General features: G+C 69.6%; 20 protein-coding genes. 8 read left to right on the top strand and 12 right to left on the bottom strand.

Annotation, left to right across the window (positions count from 1 at the left end):
- The 4 genes from flhF to AC1D2H_RS26385 form a co-directional block, all read left to right on the top strand.
- On the top strand, positions 1 to 1,023 hold a 1,023-nt coding region (gene flhF / locus AC1D2H_RS26400; protein WP_478012950.1), incomplete at its 5' end, for a flagellar biosynthesis protein FlhF.
- Entirely contained in the window at positions 1,023 to 1,802 is a 780-nt protein-coding gene (locus AC1D2H_RS26395) for a MinD/ParA family ATP-binding protein (protein WP_478012949.1), read from the top strand. The genes flhF and AC1D2H_RS26395, both read left to right, overlap by 1 nt.
- A gap of 98 nt (positions 1,803 to 1,900) precedes the next feature.
- Positions 1,901 to 2,614, top strand: coding sequence for an RNA polymerase sigma factor FliA (locus AC1D2H_RS26390; protein ID WP_477937802.1), 714 nt, complete (start codon positions 1,901 to 1,903; stop codon positions 2,612 to 2,614).
- Between the two features lie 133 nt (positions 2,615 to 2,747).
- Complete coding sequence (locus AC1D2H_RS26385) at positions 2,748 to 4,013, top strand: methyl-accepting chemotaxis protein (RefSeq protein ID WP_478012948.1); 1,266 nt, start codon at positions 2,748 to 2,750, stop codon at positions 4,011 to 4,013.
- Between the two features lie 209 nt (positions 4,014 to 4,222).
- Here AC1D2H_RS26385 and AC1D2H_RS26380 read toward each other — a convergent pair whose 3' ends face one another.
- The 4 genes from AC1D2H_RS26380 to AC1D2H_RS26365 all read right to left on the bottom strand — a co-directional run bounded on the left by AC1D2H_RS26380 (position 4,223) and on the right by AC1D2H_RS26365 (position 9,650).
- On the bottom strand, positions 4,223 to 4,930 hold the full coding sequence (locus tag AC1D2H_RS26380) for a substrate-binding periplasmic protein (RefSeq protein ID WP_478012947.1): 708 nt from the start codon (positions 4,928 to 4,930) through the stop codon (positions 4,223 to 4,225).
- 263 nt (positions 4,931 to 5,193) lie between these two features.
- Positions 5,194 to 7,047, bottom strand: coding sequence for a GGDEF domain-containing protein (locus AC1D2H_RS26375; protein ID WP_477937796.1), 1,854 nt, complete (start codon positions 7,045 to 7,047; stop codon positions 5,194 to 5,196).
- Positions 7,048 to 9,270 (bottom strand): putative bifunctional diguanylate cyclase/phosphodiesterase, encoded by a 2,223-nt coding sequence (locus AC1D2H_RS26370; RefSeq protein ID WP_478012946.1) that lies wholly within the window; start codon positions 9,268 to 9,270, stop codon positions 7,048 to 7,050.
- 11 nt (positions 9,271 to 9,281) lie between these two features.
- Entirely contained in the window at positions 9,282 to 9,650 is a 369-nt protein-coding gene (locus AC1D2H_RS26365; RefSeq protein ID WP_478012945.1) for an Hpt domain-containing protein, read from the bottom strand.
- Between the two features lie 173 nt (positions 9,651 to 9,823).
- Here AC1D2H_RS26365 and AC1D2H_RS26360 point away from each other — a divergent pair, with 173 nt between their 5' ends.
- The gene (locus AC1D2H_RS26360; RefSeq protein ID WP_478012944.1) at positions 9,824 to 11,164 is read left to right on the top strand and encodes a sensor histidine kinase; all 1,341 of its coding nucleotides are present in this window, start codon (positions 9,824 to 9,826) and stop codon (positions 11,162 to 11,164) included.
- On the opposite strand, the gene AC1D2H_RS26355 is transcribed toward AC1D2H_RS26360, so the two are convergent.
- From AC1D2H_RS26355 to AC1D2H_RS26320, 8 genes are all read right to left on the bottom strand, one after another.
- Positions 11,161 to 11,775 carry a response regulator gene (locus AC1D2H_RS26355; protein WP_477937787.1) on the bottom strand — a complete coding sequence of 205 codons (615 nt, stop codon included), beginning with the start codon at positions 11,773 to 11,775 and terminating at the stop codon, positions 11,161 to 11,163. The genes AC1D2H_RS26360 and AC1D2H_RS26355 overlap by 4 nt on opposite strands.
- A 9-nt stretch (positions 11,776 to 11,784) precedes the next feature.
- On the bottom strand, positions 11,785 to 14,232 hold the full coding sequence (locus AC1D2H_RS26350) for a PAS domain-containing sensor histidine kinase (RefSeq protein WP_477937785.1): 2,448 nt from the start codon (positions 14,230 to 14,232) through the stop codon (positions 11,785 to 11,787).
- 62 nt (positions 14,233 to 14,294) lie between these two features.
- A complete protein-coding gene (locus tag AC1D2H_RS26345) occupies positions 14,295 to 15,479 on the bottom strand; it encodes an EAL and HDOD domain-containing protein (protein ID WP_477937783.1) in 1,185 nt (394 codons plus the stop codon).
- A 115-nt stretch (positions 15,480 to 15,594) separates the two neighbouring features.
- Positions 15,595 to 16,479 (bottom strand): NAD(P)-dependent oxidoreductase, encoded by an 885-nt coding sequence (locus AC1D2H_RS26340; protein ID WP_478012943.1) that lies wholly within the window; start codon positions 16,477 to 16,479, stop codon positions 15,595 to 15,597.
- A 213-nt stretch (positions 16,480 to 16,692) separates the two neighbouring features.
- Positions 16,693 to 17,976 (bottom strand): flagellar hook-associated protein FlgL, encoded by a 1,284-nt coding sequence (gene flgL, locus AC1D2H_RS26335; protein WP_478012942.1) that lies wholly within the window; start codon positions 17,974 to 17,976, stop codon positions 16,693 to 16,695.
- Between the two features lie 3 nt (positions 17,977 to 17,979).
- Positions 17,980 to 19,962, bottom strand: a complete 1,983-nt coding sequence (flgK, locus tag AC1D2H_RS26330; protein ID WP_477931708.1) for a flagellar hook-associated protein FlgK — start codon at positions 19,960 to 19,962, stop codon at positions 17,980 to 17,982.
- Positions 19,963 to 20,135: 173 nt separating this feature from the next.
- Positions 20,136 to 21,017 (bottom strand): flagellar assembly peptidoglycan hydrolase FlgJ, encoded by an 882-nt coding sequence (gene flgJ / locus AC1D2H_RS26325; protein ID WP_478012941.1) that lies wholly within the window; start codon positions 21,015 to 21,017, stop codon positions 20,136 to 20,138.
- Positions 21,017 to 22,123 carry a flagellar basal body P-ring protein FlgI gene (locus AC1D2H_RS26320; RefSeq protein ID WP_478012940.1) on the bottom strand — a complete coding sequence of 369 codons (1,107 nt, stop codon included), beginning with the start codon at positions 22,121 to 22,123 and terminating at the stop codon, positions 21,017 to 21,019. The genes flgJ and AC1D2H_RS26320 overlap by 1 nt, the downstream gene beginning before the upstream one ends.
- Positions 22,124 to 22,336: 213 nt before the next feature.
- Between AC1D2H_RS26320 and AC1D2H_RS26315 the strand changes: the two genes are divergently transcribed.
- From AC1D2H_RS26315 to AC1D2H_RS26305, 3 genes are all read left to right on the top strand, one after another.
- Positions 22,337 to 22,735 carry a hypothetical protein gene (locus tag AC1D2H_RS26315; protein WP_478012939.1) on the top strand — a complete coding sequence of 133 codons (399 nt, stop codon included), beginning with the start codon at positions 22,337 to 22,339 and terminating at the stop codon, positions 22,733 to 22,735.
- 342 nt (positions 22,736 to 23,077) lie between these two features.
- The gene (locus tag AC1D2H_RS26310; RefSeq protein ID WP_478012938.1) at positions 23,078 to 24,169 is read left to right on the top strand and encodes a glycosyltransferase; all 1,092 of its coding nucleotides are present in this window, start codon (positions 23,078 to 23,080) and stop codon (positions 24,167 to 24,169) included.
- Positions 24,169 to 25,089 (top strand): glucosamine inositolphosphorylceramide transferase family protein, encoded by a 921-nt coding sequence (locus AC1D2H_RS26305; protein ID WP_478012937.1) that lies wholly within the window; start codon positions 24,169 to 24,171, stop codon positions 25,087 to 25,089. The genes AC1D2H_RS26310 and AC1D2H_RS26305 overlap by 1 nt, the downstream gene beginning before the upstream one ends.
- Positions 25,090 to 25,091: the final 2 nt, after the last annotated feature.

Genomic DNA, 25,091 nt, shown 5'->3' with positions numbered 1-25,091 from the left:
TTGCACGTTCGGCCGGAGCCGAAGCGCCGTTCACACGGCCAGCCCAGCGCCAACCAGCGCAACCAGATGGACATGGCCTCCGAGCTGCGCCAGATGCGCGGCCTCATCGAGGAGCGATTCTCCTCGCTGGCCTTCATGGAAAAGCTGCAGCGCCAGCCGGTGCAGGCGCGCCTGACGCAGAAACTGCTGGAGCTGGGCTTCTCGCCCGCCCTGGTGCGCAAGCTGGCCGAGAGCTGCCCGTCGGACTTCAAGCCGGGCTCGCCCGCCGACCCGGCCGACGAGACCGCCTGGGCCGCCCATGTGCTGTCGCGCAATCTGCAGACCGACGAGGCCGCCCCGGCCATCGAGGACCGCGGCGGCGTGTTCGCGCTGATCGGCTCCACCGGCGTCGGCAAGACGACGACGACCGCCAAGCTGGCCGCCCATTTCGCCACCAAGTTCGGCGCCGGCCAGCTCGGCCTCATCACGCTGGACGCCTACCGCATCGGCGCCCACGAGCAGCTGCGCGCCTATGGCCGCATCCTCGGCGTGCCCGTGCACACGGCGCATGACCGCGCCTCGCTGGACGACCTGCTGGATCTGCTGTCCAGCAAGAAGCTCGTCCTCATCGACACCGCCGGCATGGCCCAGCGCGACAGCCGCACCCAGGAGCTGCTGGAAATGCTGGCCCACCCCAGCATCAAGAAGCTGCTCGTCATCAATGCCGCCCAGCAGGGCGAGACCATCGAAGACGTCGTCACCGCCTGGAAGGGCGCCGCCTGCGAAGGCGTCGTGCTCAGCAAGATCGACGAAGCCGTCAAGCTGGCCCCGGCCCTGGACACGCTGATCCGCCACAAGCTCAAGGTGCTGGGCGTCGCCAACGGCCAGCGCGTGCCCGAAGACTGGCATCGCCTGCCCAGCGTGGGCCTGGTGCAGCGCGCGCTGAAGGGCGCTGCCTCGGGCGCCTGGCGCATGGACAACACCGACGTCAACCTCATCTTTGCCGGCGCGCCGCTGACCGAAGGCATGAGGGCTGTGCACTGATGATGGTCGATCAAGCCCACGGCCTGCGGCGGCTTTTCGCCGCCTCCAAGACCCGCTTCGTGCCGGTCGTCAGCAACCCGCGCGTCATGGGCGCCGGCGCGCTGCTGGAGGGCCTGTGCTCGGCCTTCGCCGAGCTGAATCTCACCACGCTGGTCGTCGACGCAGGCGAACACTCGCCCAAGCCCTCCGAGCTGGCCAGCGTGGACCTGTCCAACTGCATCGAGCGCCTGTCGCCCAAGGTGTCCTACCTGGCGGCCCGCGGCCTGCCGCTGCGCCATATCAACGCCCATGGCTCGGCCGCTTCCTTCCTGGAGGCCGTGGCCGACGCCGCACCGGACGCCGATGTCATCCTGCTGCACGCGCCGGCCGCTGAACTGGCCCGCGTGGTGGCCCTGCGCGRGGTGCGCCCGCTGCTGCTGGCCGACACCGAGCCGGCGAGCGTGACGGAAGCCTATGCGGGCATGAAATGGCTCACACAACGGGCCGGGCTGATGGTCTACAGTCTGCTGATGGCCTGCCACCCACAACTGCGCGTGGCCACCCGCATCGCGCAACAGCTTCACTCCTGCGCCGACGGCTTCCTCGGCGCGGTGCTGCGTGACTGGGCCTGCCTGGACCCGCGAGCGTCMCAGAACGCACCGCTGACGCCCGAACTGCGTCATCTCGCCCGTGAGCTGCTGCTCGCGGCCCCTCCGGGAGCGGCCGTCGACGCCGCCTCCGATGCGACCCCGCTGCGCCCGGCGCGCAAGGCGTCTTCCCCCTTCATCGCTGCACATTGAACTCGCCGGAGTCCAAACATGATGCCCCCACGCTCACTGCGTTCACTGCCCCCCGCGGGGGCGCTTCAGCCCCTTCGGGCGGCCGTGCGGAGCTGACCATGTACACGCCCAAAGGCCGCCTCGACAACAGCTCGCTGATCAAGCAGTACAGCCCGCTGGTCCGACGCCTGGCGCACCAGATGATCGCCAAGCTGCCGGCCAATGTGGAGGTGGATGACCTGATCCAGGTCGGCCTGATCGGCCTGACCGACGCGCTGTCGCGCTTCGATGCCGAGCAGGGCGTGCAGTTCGAGACCTTTGCCACCCAGCGCATCCGCGGCGCCATGCTCGACGAGCTGCGCGGCGGCGACTGGATGAGCCGCGGCACGCGCCGCCAGCAGCGCGAGATCGAATCCGCCGTGCACAAGGTCGAGCAGCGCCTCGGCCGCGCGCCGCGCGAGGACGAGATCGCCGCCGAGATGGGCCTGCCGCTGGCCGAATACCAGGAGCTGCTCGGCAAGGTGCGCGGCACCCAGCTGGTCTACCTGGAAGACATGTCGGGCGACGACGGCGACCAGGATTACCTCGACCGCCACGTCGCCGACGAGAACGCCAACCCGGTGGCGATGCTGCAGGACCATCGCATGCGCGAGGCCCTGGTGGCCGCCATCAAGAACCTGCCCGAGCGCGAGCAGTTCGTGATGAGCATGTACTACGAGCACGACATGAATCTCAAGGAGATCGCGGCCGTGCTCAAGGTCACGGAGTCCCGCGTGTGTCAGTTGCACAGTCAGTCGATTGCAAGGTTGCGCGTTAAGCTGCGTGACTGGTAATCCACGGGGCCACTTCTTGCCGAGCCCCGGCCAATAAGCGGGGACAAAACGCATGTTCAAGTGGCCCAAGAGCGGGAGCTCTTCCGTCGCCATCACTCGCGACGAGCCCGTCCGTCGAGATGACAGCGCAGCGTTGAACGTTGTCAAGCGGTTGGCCCGCTCGATTTCCACCGTCGGCAAGGACGCCGCGGAAGTGCGGGGAGCCCTCGAAGACACCCAGCGCATCGTGCAGGCCCAGAGCCAGGCCATGCAGGCCCTGGCCCAGCAGCTCAACCAGATCGGCCAGGCTCAGGCAGCCATCGCCACCGCCACGGCGCAGAGCGCGGCGGCCGTGCAGCGCGCGCGCGGCGCCTTGGGTGTCGTCGGTGGCGAGGTCGTTGGCATGGCGAGCACGCTGGCCCAGGTGTCCGATGCGGCCGCCGAGATCACCAAGATTTCCCTGCAGACCCGCCTGGTGGCCTTCAATGCCGCCGTCGAGGCCAAGCATGCGGGCGATGCCGGCCGCGGTTTCGCCGTCGTGGCCGAAGCCGTCAAGGCGCTGGCCGGCCAGGTCGAGGGCTCGTCCAAGGCCATCGTCAGCGCCATCTCCAGCCTGCAGGAACGCATCGACAGGTTCAGCGCCGAGCTGACCGAGAACGCCGCCAAACCCAGCCAGATCCATGCAGCCTTCCATGAGGTCGAGCAGGATGTGCAGCGCATCTCCCAGTCCGCCGGCGAGAGCGGCCAGCAGATGAGCCTGCTCAACGAACGCGCCCATGAGCTGGAGCGCGAGGTCTCCGAAGCCTCGCACGGCCTGAAGGTGGCCTTCGACGGCAGCGACCGTTTCCTGCGCATGTCCGAGGAGCTCGTCGAGCAGATCGCCGAGAGCGGCGTCGAGGTCGACGACATGCCCTTCATCCGCACCGCCCGGGCCGCGGCCGACGAGATTGCCGGCCTGCTCGAAGAGGCGCTGCGCAGCGGCCAGATCAGCCAGGCCGACCTGTTCGACGACAAATACCGGCCGATCGAGGGCACCGCGCCGCAGCAGCACACGACACGCTTCTGCCAGCTGACCGACCGCCTCTTCCCGGCCGTGCAGGAGAAGACGCTCTCCTTCAGCGACAAGATCGTCTTCTGCATCGCGGCCGACCGCAACGGCTATATCGCGACGCACAACCGCAAGTACTGCCAGCCGCAGCGCCCGGGCGACACGGTCTGGAACACGGCCAACAGCCGCTACCGGCGCATCTTCAACGACCGCACCGGCCTGGCTTCGGCGCGCAACACCCGGCCCTTTCTGCTGCAGACCTACCGGCGCGACATGGGTGGTGGCCGCTTCGTGGTGTTGAAGGAAGCGACGGCGCCCATCATGGTCAACGGCAAGCACTGGGGCGGCCTGCGCCTGGCGTTCAATTTCTGAAAGGTCGCCCGCGCCGCGGGCCGAGCGCCGGGCCTGCCATGGGCCAGAGGCCCATGGCCTTCCGTAGGCACAAGCAGTCCGCAGGGACTGCTTGTGTCCGACTCCAGTTCACCTAGCCGGCCCGCCTTGGGCGATGTGCTTGCGGCTCAATGCTGCCAGCATCGCCGTCCCCTCGGGGGACCGGCCAAGGTACGCCTTGGACGAGGGGCTCACTTCACCGACTGCCGGATCTCCTGATTCAGCAGCTCCAGCCAGGCGTCGGCCTGCGGGTGGTTCTTGCTGATGGCCATGAAGGTCGGCTTGACCTCCAGCACGGCATGCCAGCGTATGGCGTCGACCGGCTTGGTCTGACGGGTGAGCTGGTATTCGAAAGTGGCGCGCTCCGAAAACACGGCATCGACGCGACCCAGGCTGAGCATCTCCAGCCCTGGACGCGGGTCGACGAGCTCGTGCAGCTTGTAGCGGCCAGAGGTCAGCTCGGGTGGCAGGTAGGAGCCGCGCTGGTAGGCCACGGTGGCATCCGGTGGCAAGGGTGCCTTGCGGTCGCCGCGCACGAAGAAACCCAGCTGCATGCGCGCCACCGGCAACGAGTAGCGGAACAAAGCGTCGCGCTCCTCGTTGCGCCACATCGTCATCAGCAGGCAGTCGCCATTCTTGGCCAGCGCGAAGGCGCGTACCCAGGGCACATGCAGGGTCTGCGCGGCCAGACCGCCGGCCGCGAAGGCGCGACGGGCCAGTGCCGTCAGGCTGCCGCCATCGGGCAGCTCGATGCTGACATAGGGCGGGAAATCTGTCATGCACAGCTGCACGGCAGGCGCCTGGGCCTGCACGGGCGCAGCCACGGCCAGCAGCGCCAGGCCGGTGCTCAGGCGGCAGGCGAGGGTGCGGGGGGCTGTCAGGAGGGGTGGGCGAGTCATGCGGGATGGCGCTCAGAAGTGAGCCTAGCCAGCCCGCCGGCTTTCGGCAATGCGGGGTTGAAAGCCCTGCGTGTGTTTTGCCGCTCAACGCGCGAGTGATTCCCCCAGGGCCGCGCGCCTGGCCGCGAATGACCGACTTGATCGACAGCGGCCCGGGGTAGGCGCGCACATGGTGGACACGGCCGCGGGCACGCGGCAGCACATTGGCGTCGAACAGCGCTTCGGGCGTCGTGCGGATCAGCAGCTCGCCGGACACGGCGGCTTCACTCCGCGATGCAGGCCCTGTTCTTGCCCGTGTGCTTGGCCTCATACAGGGCCACGTCGGCGCGGTCCAGCGCGGCCTCCAGCGTCTCGCCGGGCCGGTACAGCGTCACGCCGGCCGAGAAGGTCACGAAGACGTCCTTGCCCTCGTGGTTGAACAGCGCCGACGACAGCGAGCGCTGCAGCCGCACCAGCACGGCTTGAGCCTCGTCCAGCGGCGTGTTGGGCAGCATCAGCACGAACTCCTCGCCGCCGTAGCGCGCCACCATGTCGCCGGGGCGCAGCGACGCCTGGGTGCGCTCGGCGAGCGACTTCAGTGCGATGTCGCCGGCGTGGTGGCCGAGGCTGTCGTTGAGTTTCTTGAAGTTGTCGATGTCCAGCAGGGCCAACGCCACCCGAGTCGACTCGCGCTCGGACTTGGCCTGCTCGATGCCGAAAGCCTGGATGAGGCCGCGGCGGTTGGCGACCTGCGTGAGCTGGTCGGTATGGACCTCGTTGGAGAGGCGGCGCAGTTCGCCCTCGAGTTCGTCGACGCGCTGCGTCAAGGCCGCGGCACGGTCGTGTTCGAGGGTCAGCCGCTGCTGTGTCTGGGCCACCAGGCCCTGCACGCTGCGGCTTTCCTCGACCATCTCGCGCACGGTGCCTGTCAGGCTCTCGAGCGAGTCGGCCTGCTCGATGGCTTCGGCGTAGCGGCCCACGCTGCTCTGGAAGCGGTCGGTGTGCTGGCCCAGCTCGCCCAGCTCGGTCAGCATGCGCTGGATCAGGCCTTTCAACGAGTCGCGCGCCTTGGAGCGCTCGTCGCGCAGCACGCGCTGGCGTTCGCGTGTGCCGGTCAGCAGCTCGGACACGGTGCGCACGCCGCGTCCCGACAGGCCCTGGGCCAGCGTGTGGTTCATCGCCTCGGCCTGGCCGCGGGCCCAGGAGTCGTCCTCGGCGAGGTCCACCAGGCTGCTGCTCAGCTCGCGGCACAGGCCGCCGAGTTCGTCGAAGAGATGGCGGCGGTGGTCCAGCAGGTGGCGGGCGCGCAGGCACAGCGCGGCCATCTGGGTGGCGCGCTCGGGGCTGGCGCCCTGGGCCTTGAGTTCGGCCTGGGCGGCGTCGATCTCGCGCATCAGCGCGTCGGCCGGCGTCGCCTCGGTCTGCGGCGAACGCAGTGCATGGCGCACCGTGCCGCTGAGCTCACCGCTGACGTCGGCCCAATGCGGGCTGGTGTCGACAGCCGGCGCCGGCGTGTCGCGCAGGCCGGTGCGGCTCAGTTCGCCGAAGCCCGTGCTTTCGCGGAAACCGGTCTCGGCAAAGGTGCTTTCGGAGAAGAACTGGCTGGGCGTGCCGCCGTCCTCGTCCGTCTCCACGCCGCTGCCGTCGCCATCCTTGTCCCAGCTCACCACGAGCTGGCCCAGGCGCTTGACGAGCTTGCCGCTGTCGCTGCGGCCCAGCTCCAGCACGCGCTGGATGCCGTCCTTCTTGCGTGCCAGCGTCCAGTGCTTGCCGCCGCGCTCCAGGCCGCGCACCAGGCGTTCGATGGCCTGAGCCAGGGCCTCGGCCTGGGCGGCCGGGCCGGCCACGTCGAGCAGCTTGTCGACCTGGCGTTGCAGTTCGTCGAGTTTCTGGTCGCGCAGCGCCGTCTGCAGGTCCTGGCGCTGGTTGCCCGAGGGCAGGGCCAGGCTGATCAGCTTGGACATCAGCTGCTGCAGGCGCTCGGGTACGGCGCCGTTGGCCGCCGCTGCCGGTGCGGGCTCGCCGCCTTCGATGGCGTAGGCGCGGGCGTAGTTCTCGGGCGTGGGCTCCAGCCTGGCCTGGGCCAGGCGCTGCAGCGCGGCCTTGGCCAGCTGGGCCGGCGGCAGTTGGCTGCGCATTCAGCGTTGCCCGCGCGAAGCCACGTCGGTGCTGCCGTCGGCCTGGGTGATCCAGGGCGCCTTGCGTGGCAGCACGGTCTGGGCGATCCAGCGCTCCAGCTCATCGGCCGGCAGCGCCTTGCTGAACAGGAAACCCTGCATCAGCGAGCAGCCCAGGCGGTGCAGCACTTCCATCTGGCGCAGCGTCTCGACGCCTTCGGCGATGACGCGCAGGCCCAGGGCCCGCGCCAGCGCGATGATGGCCGTGACGACGGCCGAGCTCTGCGGCGTGATGCCCAGGTCGCGCACAAAGGTGCGGTCGACCTTGACCTCCGAGATCGGCAGCGTGGTCAGGTAGGCGAGGGACGAATAGCCGGTGCCGAAGTCGTCGATGGAGATTTCCACGCCGACTTCGTTGAGGCGATGCAGCGACGGGATGACGTTCTGCAGGTCCTTCATCAGGTTGTTCTCGGTGATCTCAAGCTGGATCGACCGGTGCGGCACGCCATAGGCGCTGACGCATTGGTGGATGTGCTCGACGAGATCGGTGCGCTCGAACAGCCGGCTGGGCAGGTTCACGGCGATGGAGTCGCTGAAGCCGAACTGCAGTGACCACAGCTTGGCCTGGCGGGCGGCTTCCTTCAGCGCCCACTCGGACAGCGGCACGATGAGGCCGGTTTCCTCGGCCAGCGGGATGAAGTCGGCCGGCGGCACCAGCACATTGCCGCGCTGCCAGCGCATCAGCGCCTCGGCGCCCACCATGCGGGCGGCGCGCACGTCGATCTTGGGCTGGTAGTGCAGCACGATCTCGTTGCGCTCCAGCGCCTTGTGCAGGGCGCTTTCCAGCTCCAGCTTCTGCTTGCCGTGGCCGGCCAGCTGCGGCGAGTAGACGGCCGAGGCGTTGCGGCCCTGGCTCTTGACCGCATACATGGCCACGTCGGAATTGCGCAGCAGGTCGGCCATGGTCTGGCCGTCGCGCGGGTAGAGGGCAATGCCGACGCTGGCGGTGACGAAGCATTCCTGGCCGCCGACGAAGATGGGCTCGCGCAGGGCGTCCAGCACGCGCTGGGCGACGCGCTCGGCGTCGCGCTCATCGGTCACTTCGGGCAGCAGGGCCACGAACTCGTCGCCGCCCAGCCGCCCCACGGCTTCCAGGCCGCGGTGGCTGCGGTTGCCCATGCCGTCGAGCACGCCTTCCAGGATCTGGTCGGAATGGCGCACGCAGCTGCGCAGGCGGCGGCCGACCTCGACGAGGAGCTCGTCGCCGGCCGCATGGCCCAGGGTGTCGTTGATGACCTTGAAGCGGTCCAGGTCGATCAGCAGCAGGCCGACCTCATGGCCGCCACGGCGGGCGCTCTCGATGGCGCGCTCGACGCGGTAGATCAGCTGGCGGCGATTCGGCAGGCCGGTCAGCGCATCGAAGTGGGCGAGCTGGCGGATGCGGTCCTCGGCCTGGCGGCGATCGGTCACGTCCTGCAGGATGCCGGTGTAGCCGCTGACGCCGCCCTGCTCGTTGAACTCGGGCTCCGCCTCGATGTGGACGACGCGCTGGCGGCCGTCGGGCAGGATCAGCGGCAGGTYGGTGACCAGCACCGAGGTGTGGGCGATGACGTCGCGCAGCAGGCGCAGGAAGACGTGGCGGTCGTCGGCCGGCACCATGCGCATGACGCCGACGAAGTCGAGCCGGTCCTGCGGGCCGCGGCCGAAGACGCGCAGGCCCTCGGCGGAGATGGCGAAGCTGGCGGCCGTGTCGCGCCACCACTCGAAGCTGCCCATGCGGGCCAGGTCCTGGGCGCGGGCCAGCTTGGCCTTGCTGCGCTCCAGCTCCAGCCGCGTGCGCGAGCTGCGCAGCAGATAGCGCAGGCGGCCGTCGAGCAGGCTCCACTGCGGCGACTTGACGAAGAAGTCGGTGGCGCCGGCCTGGTAGGCGCGGTTGATGGAGGCTTCGTCGTCCAGGCCGGTCAGCATCAGCACGGGGAGCGACTCGAAGCCGGGCGTGGCGCGCAGCAGCGAGCAGGTCTCGAAGCCGTCGAGCTCGGGCATCAGCGCGTCCAGCACGACGACGTCGGGCGTGCGCGTGGACAGCAGGCCCAGGGCCTCGCTGCCGCTGGGGGCTTCGGTGACTTCAAAGCCGCGCTCACGCAGCGCGGCGGCGGTCAACAGCAGGTTGACCTCGTCATCGTCCACCAGCAGCACGCGGGGGCGCGGTGGCAGATCGTCGAGGGCTTGACCGGTGGGCAGCATGAGGCTGGGTGTCAAAGCAGCGCGGCCAGGGCCGTGCGTACCTGTTGGATGTCTTGGAGCATAGCGTCCAACTGCTCGCTCAGGCCGTCCACGCGGCCGTCGCGGGCCATGTTCTCGATGTCGGCGCAGCGCGCCGACAGCGTCATGGCGCCCAGGCTGGCCGACGAGGACTTCAGCGTGTGGCTGACATGGCGCACGACGGCGAGGTCAGGCGTGGCGCCTTCGCGGGCGCGGGCGAGGTCGGGAAGCAAACGTTCAAGTGAGTTGGAGAAGGCGGCGACGACGCGTTCCAGCAGCTTGTTGCCGCCGCTCGGGTCGAGTTCCCGCAGGCGACGGATCGCCTCGGGATCGAGCAGGGCTGCGGGCTGGGAGGCGGTCATGGACAGGTCTGCGGGTCAGGGACTCGGCATGTCTAAATGTAGCTTGGGTGGGAGGGGGGCCAAACGCGAAGGAATGCACAGATTTGACGGGCTGCGCTGTGGTTATTGACATCGGGCCACACCGGACTTGCCCAGGGCCTGTCGCTGGGTAAGCGCTGCCTACAATGAAGCGCATGAACAGCCTCAGCGACGACAGCGCGCTCACGTCGCGCCGCCAGGAGCGACGACTGCCGATGCGGCTGCTGATGCTGACGCTGGCCACGGCCTCCATCCTGATGCTGGTGCTGGGCGGCCTGGTGGTGCTGGCGCTGATGCGGGTCTGGGGTGGCGAGGTCGGCCTCGTGCACGCCGCCCTCGTCCTGACGGCATTCTTCACCGGAGTCATGGTGCTGGTCGCGGCGGCGCTGGGTTGGCATGCCGGCGTGCGTCTGACGCGCCAACGCATGGCCGAGCCGCTGCGCGAGGTGCGCCAGCAACTGCTGATGCAGGCCCAGCTGCAGCGGGACTGGCAATGGGCCACCGATGCCGAGCACCGCCTGGTGCGCTGGCAGGCGCCTCAGGGCGCACCTTCGTCGAGCTGGGTGGGTGCGGTCGCCAGCACCCAGCAGCTGTGGGATCGCTTCGAGGCTGCCGAGCCGGCGGCTCATTTGCGCGAACGCCTGGCTGCCCACCAGCCCTTCGCCGACCTGCAGCTCACTGCCGCGGACGGTGCCGCCCAATGGCGGCTGCGCGGCCTGCCCTGCATCGACTCGCACGGCCATTTCGCCGGCTACCTGGGCACGGCGCGCCCCGACGCACCGGTCGAGGCGACGACGCCGGCACCCCAGCCGGCGCAGGCCGCCGACCTGGCGGCCGAGCACGAATCCTTCAGCTACACCGTCTCCCACGACCTGCGCGCGCCGCTGCGCGTCGTCGAAGGCTTTGCGCGCATCCTCAAGGAAGACTATGGCGCGCGGCTGGACCGGGTTGGCAACGACCACCTCGACCGCGTCATGAGCGCCGCCGCGCGCATGAACAGCATGATCGACGCGCTGCTGTCGCTGTCCCAGCTGTCGACGCGGCCACTGGCCTGCCAGCCGGTCAACCTGTCGCAGCAGGCTGGCTATGTGATGGAAGAGATCCGGCGCGGGGCGCCGCAGCGCGAGTTGGTGCTGGACATCGAGCCCGGCATGTCCGTGCAGGGCGACCCGACGCTGCTGCGCATGGTGCTGGAGAACCTGCTGGGCAATGCCTGGAAGTACAGCGGCAAGGTGCCTCAGACCGAGATCAGCTTCGGTAGCGTGCAGCAGGGCGGACGGCGCGTCTTCGTCGTGGCGGACAACGGCGCCGGCTTCGACATGCGTTTTGCGGAGCGCCTGTTCGGCGTCTTCCAGCGCCTGCACAGCGCCAGCGACTTCCAGGGCACCGGCGTGGGCCTGGCCCTGGTGCGCCGCATCATCCGCCGCCATGGCGGCGACATCTGGGCCGAATCCGCCGTCGGCGAAGGCTCGCGCTTCTACTTCACTCTCGGCTAGCGCGCGCCTGGCCGCGCCAGCAGTTCCAGCGCATCCACGACCCGCCGCGCCTGCTCGGGCAGGCTGTGGCCATCGGCCGAGGCCAGGCTCATCAGCCGTGCCAGCGCTTCGTCGCGTGGCAGGGAATAGCGGTGCATCAGCACGCCGACGGCCAGGGCCGTCATGTCCAGTTGCGGGAGTTCTGAGGGCGCCTCGAAGGCTTCGGCCATGGCCGCAGGCGCCGCAGCGGAGGTCGGGATGGGCGTCGTCGAGCGTGCGAAGGCGGCCTCGACGGCCGGCACGATCTGCGAGATGTCCAGCGGCTTGACGAGATAGGCGACGGCGCCGAGCTCCTTGACCTTGGCCACGGTCGCCTCGTCGGCGAAGGCGGACAGGAACATGAAGGGGGTCTGCAGGAATTCGCGCAGATAGGCCGCGACGTCGAAGCCGGTCAGGCCTTCCATGCGGATGTCGAGCAGGGCCAGCTCGGGCCGGTGTTCGCGTGCGAGCAGGATGGCGTCGTCGCCGTTGTCGGCGTCGATGACCTCGAAGCCGGCCTGGGTGAGCCCATAGCTCAGCGTCGCCAATACCAGACGGTCGTCATCGACGACCAGGATCTTGCCCTTGCTCACCGTGCCCCTCTATCCAGAACTTGGTTTTGTGGCCGGATTGTGAACCACGCTGGGTGGAATCAGTTCCAGGCGGCAAACCACGTCCTCGCCCTGCTGTTCCAGGCTCAGGATGGCGCTGCGCCGCGGCAGCAGGGCGCGCACCAGGCCCAGGCCCGAGACGCCGCTCTTCACGTCCTGCAGCAGGAAGCCCTCGGGCAGGCGGCCCGGGTTGACGATCTCGACCGTGACGCCGGCCGTGTCGCAGATGAGCTGGCAGCGCACCTGGGCGCCGTTGCTGTGCCGCAGCGCATTGCCCAGCAGCTCGTTGAGGCTGAGGGCGATCGGAATGGCTTCGGCCTCGGGCAGGCACCAGTCCTCCATCAGCGCGCCGCCCTCGGCGGCGGTCGTGATGACGCGGCCCTGCATGCGCTGCACCGAGCCGACGATGGCGTCGAACACCCGCTTCAGCACCAGCGGCCCCGCGGCGCCGACCTGCAGGCCATAGACCTGGGCGATGGCCTGCACCTGGCCGACGGCTTCCTTCAGTACGCCGGCGACCTCGGGCCGGCGCGCCGCGATCTGCTGCAGCAGGCCGGCCACGCCCTGCAGGTTGTTCTTGATGCGGTGGTGCACCTCGCGCACCAGCAGCTCGCGCTGCGAGATGGCGGCCTGCAGGCGCGCCTGCTCGGCGGCGCGCTGCTCGGTGACGTCGCTGGCAACAAGCAAAAGCAGCTCGGGCGTGTCGTCACCGCCGACGCCGGCCAGGTGCAGCAGCCGTGCATCCCAGATGCGTGTCGAGCCCCCCGCCGGCACGTGGTATTCGCGCTGCACGACGGTCTGCGACTCCAGCGCCTCGCGCATGTCGGCCACCACCTGGGCGCCCTGCTCGTCGCCGAAGAGCTGGGCCGGCGTGCCGCCCAGCATGGCGGCCTCGGGCCGGCCGGCCAGCGTCGCCGCGGCGTGGTTGAGCTTGACGATGCGCAGGCTCTGGGCCTCGTGCAGCGTGATGGCCAGCGGTGCGCCTTCGATGATGCGGGCCAGCGACGCCTGGGCCATGCGGCTCTGGGCCTCGGCCTGGCGGCGGCGGTCGATGTCGAGGAGGGCGTAGGTCAGCTGGGTGCCACCGTCCTCGCGCGGCGTCTGCACCGCGTTGCCGATGACCCAGAACTCGCGCCCGTCGCGGCCGCGCAGCCGGCATTCGAAGACTTCGGCGCCCGGCTCCATGTGGAAGGCGTGGTCGTCGTCCTCGGGCGCCAGCACGCCCATGGGCTGGCCCTGCACGTCCTCGAGCTCGCAGCCGAACATGCGGCGCGCCGAGCGGTTCATCCATTCGATGCCGTCGGGGCCGACGGTGACGATGCCCACCAGCACCGAGTCCAGCACGGCGCGTTCGCTCTCGGCGCGCAGCAGCAGCGCGTTCTCGGCCTGGGCCTGGGCGGTCACGTCCAGCGTGACGACCGAGGTCGAGCGCCGGCCGCCGGCCAGCAGCCCCGGCGCGACGCGGGTCAGCAGCCAGCGCCGGCCGAGCTCGGGGTGGCGCACGGCATAGCGCACCTCGACGGCGTCACCTTTCTTCAGCGCGCGCTGCAGGCGCTCGAATTCGGGCAGCGACGCGGGCTCGACGATCTCGCGGTTGATGCCCTGCAGCGAGCCCACGGGTTGGCGGGCGCCGGTCTTGAAGGGCGAACCCTTGCGGTGGGCCTTGAGCCAGCCGGCCTCGGGCTGGAAGGTGGCCAGGCCGACGGCGGCGGTGTCCATCAGCGCGTCGAGCTGCTGGTGGGCGAGGTCGCGTTCGTGCAGCGTGCTCTGGTCTTCCAGCACGGCCAGCAGCAGGGCCCGGCCGGCGTGGCGCCACAGCCGCAGCCGCGCCTGCAGCCAGCGGGGGAGGCCCTGGGGGTCGATGAACTCGGCCTCGGTGACCAGGGGGCCGTCCTGCGGGCGCTGGGCCGTCAGCGCCGGCAGCGGCGTGCCGCGGTGCCAGCCCAGCAGGGCCTGCAACAGGTCGGGCAGGTCGTTCAAGTGGCGGGGCGTGCCGGCGTAGAGGTTGGCGAAGGCGGCGTTGTGGCGCAGCAGCGTGCCGCTGGCGGCATCGGCCAGCAGGGCCGGCCAGGGCAGCAGGGCCAGCCATTCGGCCAGCGGCGGCTCGCCGGGGTCGGCCGCACTGAGCTGGGCATGCAGCAGCCAGTTGGGCCGGTCGCGCAGCAGATGCAGCGTCGCGCGCTGGCCGTCGGCCAGCTTCAGCGGCGGTGCGGGCGGTGGTGTGCGGCCAGCGTCGATGGCGCGCGTGGCCTCGCGCAGCCAGGCTTCCAGCCGGGCGCCGGCCGCCTGGCGCAGCAGCCGCCAGCCTTCGGCGGCATCGGTGCCCAGCCACTCGCGCGCGGCCGGGTTGGCGCGCAGCGCGGACAGGTCGGTCCTCAGGGTCAGCACCGGATCGCTGACGAGGTCGAACAAGCTGGCGGAAGCGGGGGGGCCGAACATGGTTCAGCCGGTCGACGGGCTCATTCGGGCTGGTTCGCCGGCCCTTGAAAAAGCCACCCCGCTCATTCGAGCTGGGTGGCCTTGTGCAGCGCGCGCAGCACGCAGGCATTGATCTCGCCAGCGCCGAGCATCAGCGCGTCGGCACGCTCGCGGTAGTCGAACACGCTCTCGGCCTCGATGGCGCGCACCAGTTCCAGATAGGGCAGGAAGGGGCCGGTCTCGTCGACCAGGGCCTGGCGCACGCGCTCGGGCACGGGGATGCTCTGCAGCAGCTTGTCGAAAGGCGCCTTGAGCATGTGGTCCAGCAGCGAGAACAGGCCGCAGATGAACATCTCGTCGCGTTGCTCGCGGTCTTCGATGCCGGCTGCCAGCTCTTCCATCAACAGGCCGCGACGCACGGCCCCAAACATGATGGGGCGCATGCTGTGGTCCTTGCTGGCCGTCGTCAGCAGCAGGGCCAGCCAGCGCTTCAGGCGCGCATAGCCCAGCAGCATGATGGCGTGGCGGAAGCTCGAAACCTCCACCGGCAGGCCGAAGGCGGCCGAGTTCATGTAGCGCAGCAGCTTGAAGGCGAGGCTGGGGTCGCGCTTGAGCGTCTGCTCCAGGCGCTCGACGTCCTCGCCTTCGTCGACGCGCGACATCAGCTCCATGATGACCTGCAGGTCGGCGGCGATCTCGGTCTTGGGCGCACCCGGGGCGGCTTCGTAGACGCCGTCCATCGGCCAGCCGATGACGGTCTCGGCGCCGGCCTTGAAGCTGGCATCGATGGCTTCGGCGCCGCGCACGCCGGCGTGCACGGTGGCTGTACCTGCCGGCGCGGCCTGTCCGGGTTCCAGCACCACCTGCTTGAAGAGGGCGGCGACGGCGGCCGGCAGCGGCGCGTTGGGCAGGCCCTTGAGCAGGCCGCTGTGGCCGGCCGACTTCAGGGCGGCGATGGCATCGGCGTGGGCGGGGTCCGCGGCGATGAAGGCCGGCACCTCGATCTGGGTCGGCTGGGCCGGTGGCTGGGCCAGCAGGGCGGCCAGCAGCGCCTCACCCTGGGCGCTGATGACGGCACCGCCCTTGGGCCAGGTGGCGGCCAGCGCGGCCAGCAGCTCGGCGTGGTCGATGCGGGCATCGGCGCGCAGCGGCACCAGCGTCAGCCGCGTGCCGGCGATGTTGCGCTGCCTGTCGATGACCGGGGCATACCCCAGGGCGATACCAGGCAGGATGGCGTGATCGAGGGCAGCAGGAGTGGTGTCGGACATGGCGCGGCGCAGGGCTGGCGGTGAATGCGGCAGTCTGCCACGAGCGCCGCCGGCCCACGGGGACGATTCGTGACCGAATTCATTCCCCGGCCTGACGCTCCCGGCATGGCCGACCTCAGACCGGCCCGGTGGCGGTTCGCGCTCGGGCTTCCAGCGCCTGGATGACGGCCGCCATGTCATCGCGGCCCAGGCCCAGGCTTTCCGCGGCGGCAAAGAGCTCAAGGCTGTCGTCCAGCAGTGGTGTCGGCGCGCCGGCCTCGGCCGCGGCGTCGGCGACCAGGCGGGCATTCATCAGCACGTCGCTGATGGCCGCCTGCACGCTGAAATCCCGCCTGACCAGCTTGTCCAGCTTGATGCGCGACACGGCGCTGGCCATGGGGCCGGCGTCCAGCACGGCGTTCAGCAGGCCCAGGTCCAAGCCCTGACGCTGCGCGAAGTTCACGGCCTCCGCGAGGCTCGCTACCAGCGTGATCAGGTAGAGGTTGACCGACAGCTTCATGCGCAGTGCCGCCGGCGGCGCGCCGCAGGCGAAACAGTCCTTGTAAAGCGGCGCGAGCAGTTCCCTGGCGCGGGCCACGCCTTCCGGCTCGCCGGCCAGCATGCAGACGAGCTGGCCGGTCTCGGCCGGCACGCGGGAGCCCGAGACGGGGGCTTCCACGTAGCGGCCGCCGGCGGCATGCACGTCGGCAGCCAGCGCGGCCGAGTATTCGGGCGCCGTCGTGCCCATCTGGACCAGGGTACGGCCTCGAACGAGGCTGACGAACTGGGGCCTGCCGCGTGCCAGCACCGCATCGCTGGCGGCCGCGTTGGCCAGCATCAGCAGCACGGTGTCGGCCTGGGCGAAGACCTCGGCGGCGCTGGCCGCATGGCGCAAGCCCGGCGTGCCTTCGAGGGCCTGGGTGCCGCTGCGGCTCCAGGCGTGCAGCGAATGTCCTGCGGCCGCAAGCCGCCGCGCCATGGGCAGGCCCATGACGCCGAGGCCGATGAATCCGAGTTCCATATGCGTCTCCGAGCCCGAGGGCGGGCTGCCGAGACGCTAGCGCGGCCCATCCGGCGTGTCTGGAATCAGGGTATTCCGGGCCGAGCGCTGGGCCGCTCCCGAGCCGGCCCACCCGGCGATGTGCTTGCGGCTCAATGCCGCAAGCATCGCCGTCCCCTCGGGGGACCGATCAGGCTCGCCCGCGTCCAGCGGGGCGAGACTGGGCGAGGGGCCTCAACCCTGGATGTACTGGAACAGCGTCATGCGCTGCACCATGGCATAGGTCTTGAGCGCGGTTTCGTAGCCGGTCTGCTGGTTCTGGAAGTCGGAGATGCCCTGGACCATGTCCAGATCCTCGGCGGCGCTCCTCTCCTCGGAGCTGTACTGCTTCAGAGCCGCGAGGCGGGTTTCGGTGCCGTCGAGGTTGTTCAGGCGCTCGCCGACCTGGCTGCGGCCGCTCTGCAGATTGCCCATGACGGCATCGATGTCGCGGATGCTGGCGGTGTTGCTCTGCGTCACCTGCACGGGGGTGCGCAGCGGCGTGTTCAGGTCGGTGATGGCCTTGTCGATGACGTCGAAGACCTTGAGGCCGGTCTTGGAGCCGGCGATGGCGAAGGCGTCGCCGTCGACGGGGGTGCCGGAGATGGTGAAGGCCATGCCGTCGGCCGTGATGGCCTGGCCGGGCTTGAAGGCGCCACTGGTGACGACTGCCCCGAGGTCGGTGTCGGTCAGGGCGTAGGTCTGGTTGGGTGTGGTGCCGGCGATGTCGACGCGGTAGTTGTGGCCGGTCAGCAGCGCGGGGTTGACGGTGCGGCCGGCGTCGATCCAGCCCGAGGCCGGGTTGCCGGTGATGCCGTTGACGAGGGGCCCGCCGCTGACGGGGTCGATCAGCTGCACGACGGGCTTGCCGGTGGCGGGGTCGGTCGTCAGGATGCGCGGCCCGGTCTCGAAGCTGCCGTTGCCGCTGGCGGCCTGCTCCCAGGCGCCGCGACCGTCGACGGTGAGCTGGAAGTTGTCGAGATTGCCGGTCTGGATGGTGCCGGGCACGCCGATGTAGGCGACACCGCCGGCCTGGTCCAGGAAGGGCGGCGTGGAGGCGCCCTGGCCGGAGAAGATGAAGCCGCCGGYGCCGTCGGAGCGGTTGGCGATGGACAGCAACTGGTCGCGGATGCCCTTGAGCTTGGTCGCCAGGCCGGCCCGCTCGGCGTCGGAATAGCTGGAATTGCCGGCCGAGACCATGGTTTCGCGGGCCTGCTGCAGCAGTTCGTTGGCGTCGCCCAGGGCCGATTCGGCCAGCGTCATGCTGTTGCGGCTGGCTTCCAGCGCGCGCTGGTTGGCCTCGACGCGGCCGATGGAGGCCAGAGCCCGCTCGGCGCGCGCGGCGCCGGTGGGGTCGTCGCTGGCCATGGCGATGCGCTTGCCCGAGGTCAGCTGCTCCTGCTGGTTCTGCATCGTCGTCTGGCGGCGCTGCAGATTGGCGATGGAGGCGTCGAAAAGGTTGGCGGTTGAAAGTCTCATGGCTTACCTCTGGGCAATCCTCATCAATTCATCGAACAGTGTCTGGGCCGTCTGCAGTACCTTGGCGGCGGCCTGGTAGCCCTGCTGGAACTGCATCAGCCGCGAGGCTTCCTCGTCGAGGTTGACGCCGGCCTGGCCGGCGCGGCTGGACTCGGCGTCGCCGGCGACGTTGGTGGACACGTCGGACAGGTAGTTGGCGCTCTGCACGCGGGCGCCGATGTCGCTCATCGCCGCGGCGTAGGTGTCGTTGATCGTCGAGCCGGGCGTGAAGCCGCCACCGGCCAGCAACTGGCGGCCGACGAAGGCCTCGCCCTGGATGTTCAGGAAGGCCTTGGCGTTGCCGTTGTTGGTGGCGGTGTAGATGGTCGGGTCGATGGAGATCCGGTCGCCCTGGCGCGGCACGCCGTTGGTGCGCATCTCGAAGCCGAGGTCGATGCCTGCGGCCGGCTGGTTGCCGATGGGCTGGCCGGAGCTCCAGCTCCCCGAAAGCACCGTGCCGTTGGCCAGCGTCAGCGTGTACAGCACGTTGCTCGCATTGGCCGGGTCGGGGCCGCCGAAATCCAGCGTGATGGGCGCATTGGCCGCGCTGAAGTTCTGGTTGACCGCGTAGATGCTGTCGACGGTGAGGGTGCCCTTGTTGGTGACGGCGGCGGAGGCCGTCAGCGGCGAGGCGGCGGCGATGCCGTTGGGGTTGTCCAGCGTGCGCCGCATGTTGACGGCGGCGGAGCCCACGGGCTCGATGAGGAAGCTCTCGCCGGCGGCCGGTGCGGCCGGGCTGAAGGTGATCTTGAAGCCGTCGATGGTGTCGCCGTCGTTGACGGTGCGTACCAGGCCGTCGGACAGCCGTGTCATCTCGTAGACGCCGGGCGTGCTCGAGGTCAGCTTGTAGCTGCTGGCCTGCAGCTGGCTGGCGTCGACGATGCTGGCCGCGACGCCATTGGTGAAGCCCCCGCCGGGGTTGCGCTGGTTGCTGGCCGCCGGCAGCACATTGGGCGTGGCGACGCTGAAGATGGCTGCGCCCTTGCCGGGCGGGTTGGACAGGTCCAGGCCCAGCGCGTTCTGCTCGTTGACGCGCGTGCCGATGGCCGCGGCGAGCTGGCCGAGCAGGTTCTTGGCGTCCTGCAGGTCCTTGTTCTGGAAGCTCAGCAGGGCCGTCATCGAGCCGCCAGTCAGCACGCTCTCGTCCAGCGGGCGGGTCTGGCCGCCTTCGTTCAGCGACACCACGGCGCGCGCCGGGTCGTAGGCGTCGGGTGAGACCTGCAGCGACGACGCCTGGTTGCCCAGCACGAGGCGCTGGCCGCCACCGATGAAGACGCCGACGGTCTCGTCGTCGGCCGTCAGCGTCGTGACCGCCACATGCTCGCCGAGCTGGGAGATCAGGCGCTCGCGCTGGTCCAGCAGGTCGTTGGGCGTGTGGCCGCTGCCGCGGGTCTTGGAGATCTGGTCGTTGATGTTGGCGATCTGCTGCGCCAGCTGGTTGACGACGACGACATTGGCCTTGAGGTCGCTGACGACGCCGGCCTGCAGGTCGGTGACCTGCTGGCCGGCGTTGGAGAAGCGCACGGCCAGCTCGTTGGCACGGCCGAGGGCCACCTGGCGGGCGGAGGGGTCGTTGGGGCGGCTGGTCACGTCGACCATGGCGTTCAGGAACTGGCTGGCCGCGTAGCCCAGGCCGTCGGTGCCGGGCGGGAAGATCTTTTCCATGCGCGACAGTTGCTCGGCACGCGTGGAATCGGCCACCGCGGTGGCCTTGGAGGATGCCGCCTCCTTGGTCAGGAACTCGTTGTGCGAGCGCACGACGGTCTGCACGTCGACGCCCTTGCCGAAGAAGCCGGCGCCGGTGTATTGCCCAGGCGACGTGGTCAGCACGACGGACTGACGCGAATAGCCCGGCGTGTTCGCGTTGGCGATGTTCTGGCCGATGGTCTGCAATGCCGCCTGGTTGGCGAACATCGCGCGGGCGCCGAGGGTGAGCAAGCCAGCCATCTCAGTTCTCCGTTCCGCACTCGCGGCAGTTGCGGTGCATCAGATTTGCGGGCCGAGCGCCGGGCCGCTCCCTAGCCGGCCCGCGCTGGCGATGTGCTTGACGGTCGAACCGGCAAGCATCGCCGTCCCCGCGGGGGACCGACCAAGATTTTTCTTGGGCGAGGGGCTTCATGTCAGGCCAGCATCGTGCTTTGCACGCGCTGGGTGGTTTGGATCGTCTTGGCCAGCTTCTCGGCATAGGCCGGGTCGGTGGCGTAGCCGGCCTGCTGCAGGCCGCGTGCAAAGCCGGCGGCGTTGCCGCTCTGGGCTTGCGCAACGACCTTGGAATAGCGGTCGTTGCTGCTGATCAGCCTGGCGTAGTCCTTGAAGGCCTCGTCGTAGCTGCCATAGGCGCGGAACTTGGCCGTCACCTTGACGGCCTGGCCGTTGATGACCTCGGTGGTCTTCACGTCGACGGTCTTGCCCGTCCACGCTGGCGTGGCCTTGATGCCGAAGACGTTGTGCGAGTTGCTGCCGTCGGCGCCGACGATCTCGCGCTTGCCCCAGCCGCTCTCGTGGGCGGCCTGGGCCACCATGAAGCTGGCCGGGATGCCCGTGGCTGCCGATGCCGCGCGGGCGGCGGCGTCGTGCTTCTGGATGAAGCCCTGCACGTGGTTGGGGATGCCCTTGGTGGCCAGGGCCGGCAGGGCCTGGGCCAGCGTTGTCTGGCTGTTCTTCCTGATGTTCTCGGGCGACAGGTCCTGGACGCCCATCTGGCGCTGCAGCTGCTTCTGGATGGCTTCCGACAGGCCGCCGGGCAGGCCGCTCATCTTGCCGGCGAACTGGGTGTCCAGCATTTCGGTGCCGAGCTGGGTGGCGTTGTTGTCCAGCATGCCGCTGGACAGCGTGGACKCGCGCATGCTCTTCATCACTTCCTGCATGAAGAGCGACTCGAACTGCTTGGCGGTCTCGCGGATGGTGGCCTTGGGATCGCGCGCGGCCTGGGCCTTGAGCCCGTTCAGCGCGTCGACGCTGCCAAGGCTCTGGCCGGAAATGGACTGGAAGCTGTTGGCCATCAGATCACCTCGAGCTCGGCATTCAGGGCGCCCGCACTCTTCATGGCCTGCAGGATCGCGAGCAGATCCTGGGGCGTCGCGCCAAGGGAATTCAGCGCCTTGACGACATCGGCCAGCCGCGCGCCGGCGGCCAGCTGGATGAGGCTGCCGGGCTCCTGGCGGATGGAGATGTCGGCCTTCTCGGCCACCGTCGTCTGCCCACCGGACAGCGCATTGGGTTGGCTGATGATGGGCGTGGAGCTGATGGTCACCGACAGGCTGCCGTGGGCCACGGCGCAGGCCGACAGCGTGACGGCCTGGTTCATGACGATGGAGCCGGTGCGCGCATTGATGACGATGCGGGCGGCCGGCGTGGCCATGTCGATGGCGAGGTTCTCGACATCGGCCAGGAAGCCGACGCGCTCGTCCGGCGTGGCCGGCGCCTTCACGCGCACGACGCGGCCGTCCAGGGCCTGGGCCGTGCCGGCGCCCTTGGCCTTGTTGATGGCCTGGGCCACGGCGCGGGCGGTGGCGTAGTCGCTGCTGTTCAGGTCGAGCTGCAGGGTGTCGCCCTGGGCAATCGGTGTCGGCACCGAGCGCTCGACGAGGGCGCCCGCCGGGATGCGGCCGGCGCTGAGGTGGTTGATCTGCACCTTGGAGCCACCGGCCGATGCACCGGCGCCGCCGACCACCAGGTTGCCCTGGGCGATGGCGTAGATCTGGCCGTCCGCGCCGCGCAGGGGCGTGGCGATCAGCGTGCCGCCTCGCAGGCTCTTGGCGTTGCCGATGGAGGAGACGTTGATGTCCAGCTGCTGGCCGGGCTGGGCGAAGGGCGGCAGCGAGGCCGTCACCATGACGGCGGCGATATTGCGCGGCTGCATCGTGACGCCCTGGGGCAGCAGCACGCCGAACTGCTGCAGCATGGCCGTCAGGCTCTGGCCGGTGAAGGGTGCCTGCGTCGTCTGGTCGCCGGTGCCGTCCAGGCCGACGATGAGGCCGTAGCCCGTCAGCGGGTTGGAACGCACGCCGGCGACCGACGCGACCTCCTTGATGCGCGCGGCATGGGCAGGGGCAACGGGCGCCAGCACGACGGCCAGGCTGAGGAGGAGGGCTTGCAGGTACTTCACTCGACCGATTCTGCGGATCCTTGAGCCCGCGAAGCCAACGAAAAGGGCGCGGTCAGCCCCGCTTTTCTGAACCGTCGGTCGTCCTGCGCTGTCGGGCGGGGATTTTTCACGCTGTAAGGCCAAGGCGGTCTGCCCGACCACTCACCACCTGTGAGCACTGAGGCGCCCAGTCAGCACAGCAACCCCTCTTCCACCATCCTTTTGGAGACCGATATGACACGCCTTTCCCTGCTGACCCTGGTGCTGGCCACCTCCCTCGCCGCCGTCTCGGCACCCGCCCAGGCCCAGGGCCTGACCCGCGAACAGGTCAAGATGGAGCGCGACACCTTCCTGGCGTTGATGCGCTGGGACGAACTGACCGGCATGTGGGTGCTGAAGTCCGGCATGGAGCCGCCCAAGGGCGTCATGTCGCGTGCCGAGGTGCTGGCCATGCGCGACCAGTTCCTGCGCATGAATGTCTACGACGACACCGTCGGCAGCTGGGTGCCGATCAAGGCGCCGCGCGACGTGAGCACGCTGACGCGCGAGCAGGTCAATATGGAGACGCTGCGCTTCCTGATGATGTACCGCTACGACGAGCAGCGGAACGAATGGATCAGCAAGATGCGCTGAGCCACTCACGGCCCGCGTTCGCCTCAGGAATGCCCGACCGCCCGGTCGGGCATTTTGCTGTGGGCCACCAGCAAGCTCCTGCTCAGCTTTGTCACAACTGACGTGACATCCTGTCAATCCCGATCCCAGACCGCCGCCAGCGTGCCGCGAAGTCGTTGTGATCGGCGCATGTGGGCGAAACTAGTTCACGTTTACCGGGATTTCCCGCTGTTTGCCGGCATTTCAGCGAAATTTCGGCTTTCTGGCACCCCGAATCGCAGGGGTTGATGACAGGTTTCTGAATGTGTCTGTCGGTAAAGTTTTGCTTACCGATCCGAGCTGCATTCGTTTGCAAGACCTGCCATGCCTCCGCCCTTCGAACCGTTGACCCTGGTTCATGTCGTCTTTTCCTCCCGCATTGCGGGGGGTGAGCGGCATTGCATCGATCTCGCCAACGCCCAGGCCGCCCTGGGTCACCGCGTCCACGTCATCGGCACGGCCGGTTCGGCCGTCGCCGGCGCATTGGCGTCCGGCGTGCAGTTCCATGGCCTGGCCCTGCCGCTCATGCGGGGCTGGCGTGTCGCGGCGCTGGCCCGCCGCCTGGGTGCGGACGTCTGCCATGGCCACCTCGGCCCGGCCTGCAAGGCCGTCGCCCATGCCCGCCGCTCGGTGCGCATCGGCACGCTGCACGTCGGCTACAAGGCCCATCACCATGCGCGCCTGGACGGCCTCGTCTGCGTCAACCGCGCCCAGCACGAAGGCCTGCCGAAAGGCGATGCGCTGGCCAGCCTCATCTACAACTGGGCGCCCGAGCGCGACGCCGCGGCCGCGGCACGGCATACCGACCTGCGCGCCGAACTGGGCCTGGCGCCCAGCCAGCTGCTGGTCGGCAGCGTGGGCCGACTGCACCGCAGCAAGGGCATGGACCTGCTGATCGCCGCCTTCAAGGCGCATGCGCCGGCCGACGCCGTGCTGGCCATCCTGGGCGAAGGCCCGGATGAGGCGGCCCTGAAGGCACTGGCGGCGGGCGATCCGCGCGTGCGCCTGCTGGGTTACCGCAGCGATGTCGACCAGGCGCTGAAGTCCTTCGATCTCTTCGTGTCGCCGTCGCGCGAGGAGGCCTTCCCGCTCGCCATCCTGGAAGCCATGCGCGCCGGCCGGCCGGTGCTGTCCACGGCAACCCAAGGGCCGCAGGAGATGCTGGCCGGTCAGCCCGCCCGCCTCGTGCCGGTGGGCGACGCCAACGCCCTGGGCCACGCCGTCGCCGAGGAACTGGCGCGGCTGCGCCGCCTGACGCCGCAGGAGCGCGGGGTGCGCTATGCCACGGCCGCCTACGACCGCGCCAACGCCGTCGCCCGCACGCTGGGTTTCTATCGCGACGTGATGCTCCACCAGGCAGCCCAGGCCAAGGGCTTCGACGACGGGGAAGAGGCCTACGCCGCCTGGCACGTTTGATGTTGAAGCCGCCACGCACCGACTTCTGGCAGGTCGGCATCGTTCCTGTTCCCGTCGAGGACATCGACGCCCACCGGCTGAGCGCCGTGCGCGAGCGCATCACCTGGCTGCCCGGTGCCGGCCGCTGGCGCTATCTGGCCGACCCTTTCGGCCTGGTGCGGGGCGACGCCCTGCATGTCTTCGTCGAGGCCTTCGACTACCGCGTCAAGCGGGCCACCATCGAACGCCACGAATTCGGCCTGGACGACCTGGCCTGGCGCGGGCAGGCCACGGTGCTGGACAAGCCCTTCCACCTGTCCTACCCGCAGGTCTTCGAGCACGACGGCGAGACCTGGATGGTGCCGGAGAGCTACCAGGCCGGCGAGATCGCCCTCTACCGCGCCACCGACGGCTCTCTCAACCATTGGGAGCGCGAGTGCGCGCTGCTGGGCCGCCTGCCCGGTGCCGACGCCTCCCTCATCGAGCACCAGGGCAGATGGTGGATGTTCTACACCCTGGTCGGGCCCGGCGCGCGCGACCAGCGGGAACTGCATATCGCGCATGCGCCGGCCCTGGTCGGCCCGTGGACGCCGCTGGCCGCCAACCCGGTGCGCGTCAACCGCGAGGGCGCCCGCCCGGCCGGCCGCCCCTTCATCGGCCGTGACGGCGTGCTGACCCTGCCCGTACAGGACAGTTCGGCCGGCTATGGCAGCGCGACGCGGCTGCTGCGCTTTCCCAGGCTGACGCCCGAGCATGTCGAGATCGAAGCCGGCACCGAGCGTCTGACCGGCGACCTGGCCAGCGACAGCCACACCGCGGGCCTGCACACCTTGACGGGCTGTGGTGGCTTCACCCTCATCGATGTGAAGCGCATCGACCGCTCGCGCGGCAGGCAATGGCTGGACTTGAAGCGCCGGCTGAGGCGAGTCATCGGCGGCTAGCA

It is taken from the genome of Roseateles sp. P1_C1_2 (assembly GCF_056406535.1).
Note: the sequence above shows the minus strand (reverse complement) of the source record. Positions and strands in the feature narration are given on the sequence as shown.